This window comes from Streptomyces sp. TOM-9, from assembly GCF_056858595.1.
In genome coordinates this window covers 7873484-7883453 of record NZ_JBXEQB010000001.1, presented here as the reverse complement: position 1 = coordinate 7883453, position 9970 = coordinate 7873484, and the positions used below count along the sequence as shown (strand labels likewise).

At 75.4% G+C, this 9970-nt stretch carries 7 protein-coding genes; 5 read left to right on the top strand and 2 right to left on the bottom strand.

All coding sequences use genetic code 11. The annotated features are described in order from the left end of the window. Window positions 1-110 precede the first annotated feature (110 nt). The 5 genes from AC1VWI_RS36325 (at window position 111) to AC1VWI_RS36305 (ending at window position 7952) form a co-directional block, all read left to right on the top strand. Complete coding sequence (locus tag AC1VWI_RS36325; RefSeq protein ID WP_499515261.1) at window positions 111-833, top strand: transporter substrate-binding domain-containing protein; 723 nt, start codon at window positions 111-113, stop codon at window positions 831-833. A gap of 163 nt (window positions 834-996) precedes the next feature. Continuing rightward, window positions 997-2871, top strand: a complete 1875-nt coding sequence (locus AC1VWI_RS36320) for a tetratricopeptide repeat protein (protein ID WP_499515260.1) — start codon at window positions 997-999, stop codon at window positions 2869-2871. 89 nt (window positions 2872-2960) lie between these two features. Next, window positions 2961-3515 carry a P-loop nucleotide/nucleoside kinase family protein gene (locus AC1VWI_RS36315; RefSeq protein ID WP_499515259.1) on the top strand — a complete coding sequence of 185 codons (555 nt, stop codon included), beginning with the start codon at window positions 2961-2963 and terminating at the stop codon, window positions 3513-3515. A 313-nt stretch (window positions 3516-3828) separates the two neighbouring features. Then, a complete protein-coding gene (locus AC1VWI_RS36310; RefSeq protein WP_499515258.1) occupies window positions 3829-6789 on the top strand; it encodes a glycoside hydrolase family 2 TIM barrel-domain containing protein in 2961 nt (986 codons plus the stop codon). After that, window positions 6786-7952: an MFS transporter gene (locus tag AC1VWI_RS36305; RefSeq protein ID WP_499515257.1), complete on the top strand. Its 1167-nt coding sequence runs from the start codon at window positions 6786-6788 to the stop codon at window positions 7950-7952. The genes AC1VWI_RS36310 and AC1VWI_RS36305 overlap by 4 nt, the downstream gene beginning before the upstream one ends. A 79-nt stretch (window positions 7953-8031) precedes the next feature. On the opposite strand, the gene AC1VWI_RS36300 is transcribed toward AC1VWI_RS36305, so the two are convergent. Both AC1VWI_RS36300 and AC1VWI_RS36295 read right to left on the bottom strand, forming a co-directional pair. Further along, a complete protein-coding gene (locus tag AC1VWI_RS36300) occupies window positions 8032-9198 on the bottom strand; it encodes an MBL fold metallo-hydrolase (protein ID WP_499515256.1) in 1167 nt (388 codons plus the stop codon). Between the two features lie 339 nt (window positions 9199-9537). Continuing rightward, window positions 9538-9966 carry a PPOX class F420-dependent oxidoreductase gene (locus AC1VWI_RS36295; RefSeq protein WP_499515255.1) on the bottom strand — a complete coding sequence of 143 codons (429 nt, stop codon included), beginning with the start codon at window positions 9964-9966 and terminating at the stop codon, window positions 9538-9540. Window positions 9967-9970 lie beyond the last annotated feature (4 nt).

The following is a 9970-nucleotide window of genomic DNA, read 5'->3' as shown; positions in this document are numbered from 1 at the left end:
CCCCGTCACCCTGTTGACAAGGCGCCGGGCCACAACCGGAACGGGGCGGAGGCAGACGTCGGCGGGGTCCGTGCCGGGCCACCGGCGGGGGCGGGCCTACACTCCGCACCATGAGCACCGTGACTGCCGCCGTCGTGAGGGACCTGGCGCCGACGGGCGTCCTGCGGGCGTCGATCAACCTGGGCAACCCGGTGCTGGCGCACGGCACCGCCCAGTCCCCCGGCGGCGTCACCGTCGACATCGCGCGCGAGGTGGGCGCACGGCTGGACGTGCCGGTGGAACCGGTCTGCTTCGACGCGGCACGCACGTCGTTCGAGGCCATGGCGTCGGGTCGGGCCGACATCTGCTTCCTCGCGGTCGAGCCCGCCCGGGAGGCGGAGGTCGCCTTCACCGCGCCGTACGTGGTGATCGAGGGGGTGTTCGCCGTGCCCCGCGACTCGCAGGTCGGCGCGGTGGACGAGGTGGACCGCGCGGGTGTCCGGATCGGCGTGAAGCGCGGTTCGGCCTACGACCTCTTCCTGTCGCGCACGCTGCGCCACGCCACCGTCGTCCGCGGGGACGAGGGCGTGGGCGTCTTCCGCGCCGAGGGCCTGGAGGTCGCGGCCGGGATCGGGCAGCCGATGGCCGAGTACGTCGCCCGCCACCCCGACCTCCGGCTCGTCGAGGGCGCGTTCATGCAGATCCGGCAGGCCGTCGGCACGACGGTGGACCGGCTGCCGGAGTCCGTGGCCTTCCTCCGCGAGGTCGTGGAGGAGCTGAAGGCGGACGGGTTCGTCGCCCGGGCCCTGCGCCGGGCCGGGCAGTCCGGCGCGCTGGTCGCCCCGCCCGCCTGACCGGACCCCCTCGGCGCGATCCGCCCCCGTGTGTCGCACGACACCCCCGAGGGCGGGGAAGTTGACGGTGCGACGATTCGCCACCCCCGCACGGGCTTGGTGATCTCCGGTTGCGGGGATCACCACAAGAGCGCACAAGGGGGATGTGACGGGGGGATGTGCCATGGGGACGGTGTTCGCCGCGCCCGCGGCCGCCGGGGACGGCGGCCCGTGGCCCCAGGGGTTCTGGGAGCAGTCCGGGGGCACCGCCGTGTGGGTGCTCGGCATCTTCGCGGTCGCCGTGTTCATCGGCCTGGTACGGCTCGGGTCGGGGCTGCTGCGCCGCCACCGCGGCAACCGGCTGCTGCCCGTGGTGGTGTGCGAGGACCGCGGTCTGCTCGGCGGCCACGGCAACGGCCACCGCGGCAACGGCGCCGGCCCGGGCGGCCCCGACCACGGCCACGAGTCCGCGGCCACGGCCGAACTGGCCGCGTACATCACGGAGCACATGGCCGCCGACGCGCTCGGCCCGAACGTCCTGACCCCCGGCAGCGGCACGACCATCGGGCCCGATCCGGCGCCGGAGACCGCCTCCTCCCCGCACGGCTGGGTGGACGTGATGAAGCGGCTGGCGTTCTTCCGTCCCCGGGCGTACCACGTGATGCTGCACTGCCTGTCGACGGGCGACCAGCCGACCCGCTTCTCGGTGCGGATCCTGTACATGCCGAAGAACACGGTGGTGGCCGCGACCATCATGGAGGGCCGCGCGCCGGAGCCCGGCGCGGCGGACGGCGGCAGGCGCGCCGCCGACCGGGAGCTGTACGAACGCGTCGCCTGCTACTGCACCGTCAAGATCCTGGCCGACCCGCGCTCGCAGGACCGCATCCCCCGCTGGGAGAGCTGGGGCGACGACCCCGACGCGTACCGCTGCTACCGCATGGGCACCAAGGCGCAGGAGGACGCGCTGGCCGCGAACAAGCGCCGGGACGTGGCCGGGGAACGGACCGGGCACGAGCGGGCCCTGGAGCACTTCGAGGAGGCCGCGGCGCTGGTGCCGGGGAACCTCACCGTCCGGCTGCACCAGGCGGGCGTCCTGGAGCTGATGAGCCAGTTCCCCGGTGTCGCCGAGCCCGGTGACTACATCCGGCAGGCCGTGGAGATCTACAAGTACTGCGTCCAGCTGTGGCCCGAGCACATAGAGACGGCCTACCGGCTCTCCATCGCCCGCGCCGAGGAGAGCCGCTACCCGGCGCACAGGGACGAGCGGGCGAGGCGCCGCGAACCCCGTTCCCGGGAGCACCTGCGGCTGCTGCTCAGGCGGCTGTCGCGGCGTGCCATCCTGCGCCGGTACGCCCGCACCTGGCTCCCCGGCCGCCGCAACCTCGGCGAACGCCGCTACTGGCGGCAGTGGTGGGCCATGGAGCGGCCCCGTCCCGCCCTGCGCACCCGCCGCCGCTCCTTCCGCGGGGCGGTGCGGATCGCCAGCGCCGCCGAGGTGCTGCGCGAGAACGTCTCCCCCGGTCCGCGGGAGTTGCGGACGGCGTTCCGCGACGTGGCGAGGGAGGTCACCGGGGGCTGGGCGCGGTGGGGCCGGCTGTGGGGCGGGCCCGACTGGGGGCTGCGCCGCCTGCTCTACGCCGACCACCACACGGGCGCGGACCACACGGGTGGGGACGCCCACAGCCGGGCGGGCATCGCCGGTTCCGCGCCCCGGCACCGCGGTTCGAACCGGGCCGCCGCCGGATACCTCGTCAACTACAACGCCGCCTGCTTCCTCAGCCTGGCGCTGGCGGCGCGGCCCCCCGTCGGCTCCGCCGCCTGGACGGACGACGAGTGGCGCGAGGACTGTGCGCGGGCGGCCGTCGTCCAGCTCAACACCAGTCTCCGGGTCACCCGCAGCCAGTTCTCGGCGGCCTGGGCGGAACGCGACACGGACCTGCGCCCGCTGTTCACCGGCCGTCTGGGCGGCGGGCCGGTGGCGGGCTGGAGCGAGATCGGACGCAACTGGGCACGGTTCACGGGCATCGACGTCGAGGAACCGGCCGGCGCCCCCTCGTGAGCCACCGCCCGCCCACGAGGCACCGCGTGGCGCGCGGGCGGCGGGGCGGCGTACTCCACCGCCGCCCGCGGCGTCGTTAAGGTCGCGGCATGTTAGCTGTGTTGGTCAACGGACTGCCCGGAGCGGGGAAGACGACCCTCGCCCGGATGCTCGCCCGCGAACTGGAGCTCCCGCTGTTCAGCAAGGACTCCGTGAAGGAGACCCTGGCCGACGCGCTGGCCGCGCTGCGCCCGGCGGGGGGCGGCGGGCGCGAGTGGAGCCGCTGCCTCGGGGCCGCGGCCGGCGAGACGTTGTGGACGCTGCTGGCCGACGCACCGGTCGGGGCGGTGCTGGAGAGCCCGTGGCTGGCGCACATGCGTCCCGTGGTGGCCGCGGGCCTGACGCGGGCGGGCGCGTCCGAGGTGCACGAGGTGTGGTGTGCCGTGCCGCCCGACACCGCGCGCCGCAGGTTCCGGGAGCGGGCGCCCGCGCGGCACCCGGTGCACACCGAGGGCGCGCGCTTCCCGGAGGAGGAGTGGCGGTTCTGGACCGAGATGGCCGAACCGCTGGGCCTGGGCAGCGTGCACCGGGTGGACACCTCGCGCCCGGTGGACGTCGCGGCGCTCGCCCGCCGGATCGCGGGCGGCCCGTCCCCGGCGCCGTGACGTCCGGCGGGGGTGTGGGTGAAGCGCTTGTCCGGCTCCCGCGCGGCGCCTAGCGTGTGTTCCCGTCGGCGGCGGCACGGGAGGGGGACCCGGGGGTGGAGCGGACGTCGCGTGACCTCCGCGCGGCCGCCCGCGCCGGGCCGCGCGGGCCCGGGAACGCCCGCGCGAGGACCGCGGGCGGCGGGTCGCCGTCCCCACCGCGCACCCTTCCGCGACCTGCGTCCGGGGAGCGCCGCGCCGACCGCACCCGCGCGCACCGGCGCCACAGCGCAGCGAACGGCAGACCGGCATCGAGGGCCGACCGAGGAGTCGTATGACCATGCCCGCGCACCCGTCCGGCTCCCCGGCCGCGCGGCCGGAACTCCCCTACTACGAGGACTTCTCCCCCGGCCACGGCGCCCTGCCGCCCCGGGCCTGGGTGCCCGCCTCCGACGCGGCCCGGCTGAACCTGGGCGGCATGTGGTGGTTCCGGCTCTCGCCGACCGCCGGGGCCGAGGACACCTCCTTCGCCCGGCCGGACTTCGACGCCTCGCGCTGGGACATCCTCGCCGTCCCCGGCCACTGGGTGCTGGGCGGCCACGGCGCGCCCGCCTACACCAACGTCCGCTACCCCTTCCCCGTCGACCCGCCCCGGGTCCCCACCGAGAACCCGACCGGCGACCACCGGCACGCCTTCGCGCTGCCGGACGACTGGCCCGCCGGCGGCGAGACCGTGCTGCGCTTCGAGGGCATCGAGTCCTGTGCCAGGATCTGGCTCAACGGCCGTGAGGTGGGGGTCTTCAAGGGGAGCAGGCTGCCCGCCGAGTACCCCGTCGGGCACCTGCTGCGGCCGAAGGGGAACGTGCTCGCGGTCCGCGTCCACCAGTGGTCCTCGGCCAGTTACCTGGAGGACCAGGACATGTGGTGGCTGCCGGGCGTCTTCCGGGACGTCACGCTGCTGCACCGGCCCGCCGGCTGCGTCGCCGACTTCTTCGTGCACGCCGGCTGGGACCACACCACCGGCGAGGGCACCCTGCGCGTGGACGCCCCGTCGGGCGGCCGGGTCACCGTGCCGGAGCTGGGCGTCGACGTGGCGGTGGGCGAGCCGGTCAGCGTGCCCGCCGAGCCGTGGAGCGCCGAGGTCCCGCGGCTGTACGAGGCCGTGCTCACCGGCGCGGGCGAGCGCGTCCCGTTCCGCGTCGGCTTCCGTACGGTCGCGGTCGAGGACGGGGTGCTGAAGGTCAACGGCCGCCGGATCCTGTTCCGCGGGGTCAACCGCCACGAGTTCCACCCCGAGCACGGCCGCGCGCTGGAGATCGCCACCATGCGCGAGGACCTGCTGCTGATGAAGCGTCACAACATCAACGCCGTGCGCACCAGCCACTACCCGCCGCACCCCGCCTTCCTCGACCTGTGCGACGAACTGGGCCTGTGGGTCGTCGACGAGTGCGACCTGGAGACCCACGGCTTCGCCGGGACCGGCTGGGAGGGCAACCCCGTCGACGACGACCGCTGGACCCCGGCGCTGCTGGACCGTGCCGCCCGCATGGTCGAGCGCGACAAGAACCACCCCAGCGTGCTCGTCTGGTCGCTGGGCAACGAGTGCGGCACCGGCCGCGGCCTGACCGCCATGGCGCGGTGGATCCGCGACCGGGACCCGGACCGGCCCGTCCACTACGAGGGCGATCCGACCTGCGCCGACACGGACCTGTACTCCCGCATGTACGCCGGGCACGCCGAGGTCGAGCGGATCGGCAGGCGCGAGGAGGCGCCACTGGACGATCCCGTGCTCGACGCCAGACGGCGCGCGATGCCCTTCCTGCTGTGCGAGTACGCACACGCCATGGGCAACGGACCGGGCGGACTGGGCGAGTACCAGCGGCTGTTCGAGACCCACGAGCGGCTGCAGGGCGGCTTCGTCTGGGAGTGGATCGACCACGGCATCGCACGCCGCACCCCCGACGGGAGGCGCTGGTTCGCCTACGGCGGCGACTTCGGCGAGGAGCTGCACGACGGCAACTTCGTCTGCGACGGGCTGCTCTTCCCGGACCGGACGCCCTCGCCCGGTCTGGTCGAGTACAAGAAGGTGATCGAGCCGGTGCGGATCGAGGGCGACCCGCTCGGGGGCACGGTCCGCATCACCAACCGCCATGACGTCGCGGATCTTTCGCACCTGCGCTTCACCTGGTCGTACGAGGCGGACGGGGTGGCCGTCGCCGAGGGTGACCTGGAGGTGCCGCCGCTGGCCGCGGGCGGCACGACGGAGCTGAAGCTGCCGGAGCCCGCGGCGGCGGGAACGTCCGGGGAGGCGTTCTGGCTGGTGCGGGCGGTCCTGGCACGCGACACCCCGTGGGCGCCGGCCGGCCACGAGGTGGCGTGGGGCCAGTGGCCCGCCGCGGAACGCCCGGGCGGCCGGCGAACGGCCCCCGAACCCGAGCGCCCGCACCGCCCCCGGCACGCCGAGGGCGGTGTGGTGCTGCTGGGCCCGGGCACCTTCGACGCGGCCACCGGCGAACTGCGGCTGCTCGACGGCTTCGCCCTCGCGGGTCCCCGGCTGGACGTGTGGCGGGCCCCGACGGACAACGACCTCGGCGCCCCCTGGCAGTCCGGCCCGCGCTTCGGCCTGCTGTGGCGGGAGGCCGGACTGCACCGGATGCGGCACCGGGTGGACGGCGTCGAGGCCGGGGACGACGCGCTCACCGTCACCACGCGGGTCGCCCCGGCCGCCGCCTCCTTCGGGCTGCGCACGGTCTACCGGTGGACCGCCGACGGCGACCGGCTGCACCTGACGATGGACGTGACCCCCGAGGGGCGGTGGACGCTGCCGCTGCCCCGGCTCGGCGTCCGCCTCGGGCTGTGCGGCACGCTGACCCGGGCCGAGTGGTACGGCGGCGGCCCCGGCGAGGCCTACCCCGACACGCGGGCCGCGTCCCGGATCGGGCTCCACACGGCGACGGTCGACGCGCTGCAGACCCCGTACGTCCGCCCGCAGGAGAACGGGGCGCGCGCCGACGTGCGCCGGGTGCGGCTGCGCCGGGAGGACGGGACGGGGGTCGCGATCGAGGGCGGCCCGCCCTTCTGGTTCACCGCCCGTCGCTGGACCGGCGAGGAACTGGACGCCGCCGCCCACACCTGCGACCTGGTGCCGGGGAACATCCTGTGGGTCAACCTCGACCACGCCCTGCACGGCATCGGCAGCCAGTCCTGCGGGCCCGGCGTGCTGCCCCGCTACCGGCTGGAGGCCGCCGAGGCCTCGTTCGGCTTCACCTTCACCACCCTCGCGGACGGCCGGTGACCGCCGTCCTGCGGGAGACCACGCCCGCGGCGCGGCCCTTCAGCCGGCCCGCGGTGGTGGCGTCCTGCGCCGGGTTCGTGCTCATCGGCGCCCTCCAGGCGCTGTACGGTCCCGCGCTGCCCGCCCTGCGGCAGGAGCACGGGCTGTCCCCGTCCATGGCCGGGCTGGGGCTGAGCGCGCACTTCGTCGGCGGTGTCGCGGGGGTGCTCGTCTTCGACGCGGTGCGCGGCCGGATCGGCGACCGCAGGCTGCTGACGGTGGCGTACGCGCTGATGGCGGCGGGCAGCGGGGCCTTCGCGCTCGCGCCGGACTGGCCGGTCGCGCTGGGCGCGGCGCTGCTGACGGGGCTCGGCTTCGGCGGCATCGACTACGGCCTCAACCAGCTGTTCGCGGTGGGTTTCGGGGACCGCGGCGCGGCGATGCTCAACGTCCTCAACGCCCACTTCGGGATCGGCGCGGTCGCCGGACCCGCCCTGCTCGCCGCGCTGGGCCCGGACCGCTACGCGTCCGTGTTCGCCGGATGCGCCGTCCTCGCCGGCGCCCTCGCGCTGTGCACGCGCGGGGTGCGGACGCAGCCTCCCGGGCCCGCGCCCGCCGCCCGGCCTGGGGCGCGGGGGCGGCTGGTCACACCGGTGCTGCTGGGGTTCGTGGTGCTGTACGTCCTCCATGTGGGGGTGGAGGCGGGGGTCGGCGGCTGGGAGCCGACCCATCTGCAGTCGCTCGGCCACCCGGCGGCGTACGCCGCGTCCGCGACCGCGGTGTACTGGCTGATGATGACCGCGGGCCGGTTCCTCGTCGTCCCGCTGGCCCTGCGCTACCCGGCGCCGCGGATCCTGCTGGCGTGCTGCGCCGGGATGACGGGCTGTCTGGCGCTGGCGGCCGTGCCCACGCTCGCGCCGTACGCCTACGCGGGCGTCGGCCTGTTCATCGCCCCGGTCTTCCCGACGGGGCTGCCGTGGCTGGCCCGCGCCGTGCCCGGGGCGCGGCGCGCGGGGGCGTGGGTCATCGCCGCGTCGATGATCGGCGGTGTGGCCGCCCCGCCGGCGCTCGGCAAGGGCATCGAGGCCTCCGGCATCGGCGCCGTCCCCCTGCTGCTGCTCCTGCTGTCGGCGGCGAGCCTGGCGGCGACGGCCTGGCTCACGCGGGCGGCGGGCGACGGCTGACGGCTGACGGCGCGTGCGGGAGGGGGCGGGTGCGGCGGGCGCCCCGCCCCTCCTCGCTCACGACCGGCTCACAACGCGCTCACGCCGGGGCGCTGTCCGGCTGCGGGGCGGCCGGCCGCGCGTCGTCGGTGAGCGCGGGCCAGGTGCGGGCGGCGGCCCCGTGCGCGATCGCCCGCCACCAGGGGTCGAGCGGCACCCCGGCCGCGGGCTCGAAGGGCTCTCCGGGGCGCGGCACGGCGACCCGGGCCCCCACGACGCGCGCCGCGGCGACGGTGCCCTCGGCGGGCTCCTCCCACGGGTGCGGGGCCAGGTTGAACGTGCCCCAGTGGATGGGGAGCATGAGCTCGCCGCGCAGGTCCTGGTGGGCGCGGACGCCCTCCTCTGGGGTCATGTGGATGTCGGGCCAGAAGTCGCTGTAGGCGCCGATCTGCACCATGGTGGCGTCGAACGGCCCGTAGGCCTCGCCGATCTCCGTGAAACCGGGGAAGTATCCCGTGTCACCGCTGTGGTAGACGCGGTGCTCGGGCCCGGCGACGACCCAGGAGGCCCACAGGGTGTGCTGGGTGTTGCGGATCGCCCGGCCGCAGAAGTGCCGCGCCGGGGTCGCCGTGAGGGTGAGCCCGGCGACCTGCGTCGACTCGTGCCAGTCCAGCTCGGTCATGCGGTCCGCGGGGACGCCCCAGCGTTCCAGGTGGGCGCCGACGCCCAGCGGCACGACGAAGCGGGTGCCGGTCCCGGCGAGCGCCTTGATCGTGGGCATGTCGAGGTGGTCGTAGTGGTCGTGGGAGATGACGATCGCGTCGGCCTCGCCCAGCTCCTCCAGCGGTACCGGCGGCCGGTGGAGGCGCTTGGGGCCGACGAAGGAGAAGGGGGAGCACCGCTCGCCCCAGACCGGGTCGAACAGGACGCGGCGCCCGTCGATCTCGGCGAGCACGGTGGAGTGGCCCATCCAGGTGAGCCGCAGGCCCGAGGCGGGCGGTGCGGCCAGGTCGGCGAGGGTCGTGGCGTGCAGCGGGATGTCCCCGGCGGGGGCCCTGCGGACCCGCTCCTCCTTGCGGAAGTACGTCCGGGCGAACCGCAGCATCGATCCGGAGGGCGCCGTACGTGCGCCCAGGGGGTTGGTGAACACCCCGTCGGCGAAGTTCGGCGACCGCCGGATGCGCTCCATCCTCTCCCCGTAGGGGTTGTCTCCGAAGGCGGGGATGAGGCTGGAGAGCAGGGAACGCTTCGGACTGGAGCCGGACACGGCACCTCCCGTTGGTCGGCGGTCACGAACGTGCCGTGAGCCGTCCGGGCCCCGGCAGAACCAGTATGTACAGCGACAACTCCTACACCGGTCATTCCGGTTCCGCGCCCCTTTGTGGGATCGGCCGCCGTCGGCCCACCGGCTCCCGCCCACGACCGGCGGGACGACCGTGACCAGGCGGTTCCCCGGTGCGGGAGATCGTCCCCGCTGTATCGCGCAGTGTCGCTCAGTGTTGCGCAGTGTTGCGCAGTGTTGCGCAGTGTCGATGCTGCCACCGTCGGGGGCCGGATGCCGCCCGCCCCCACGGGGAGCGGGCGGCGGGGCGCACCGCAGGGGCGGCTACGCGCCGCGCGGCTGGCCGTACGCGCGCTCGACGTGGAGCTTCAGCACCAGGCGCTTGTCCTCGACCATGGCGCGGCGGTAGTCGTCCCAGTCCGGGTGCTCGCCCTGCAGGGCCCGGTAGAGGTCGACGAGCTCCTCGACCGTCGCGTCGTCCCGGTCCGCCGCGACGGGGGTGAGTTCCGCGGTGCCCTCCGCGACCGTCCAGGCCCAGCGGTCGGCCGTGGTGACGTGGTAGCTCGCGCGGGGGTCGCGGCGCAGGTTGCGGGTCTTGGCGCGGTCGTCGGTGAGGGAGACGCGCAGCACCCCCGTGTCCGGGTCGTAGTGGTGGATGACGTTGGACATCTGGGGGCGGCCGTCACGCTTGATGGTGACGAGCACGCCCCCCTTGGTGTCGGCGAGCAGGCGGAGGAGGTCTTTGTCGCTCATGGCA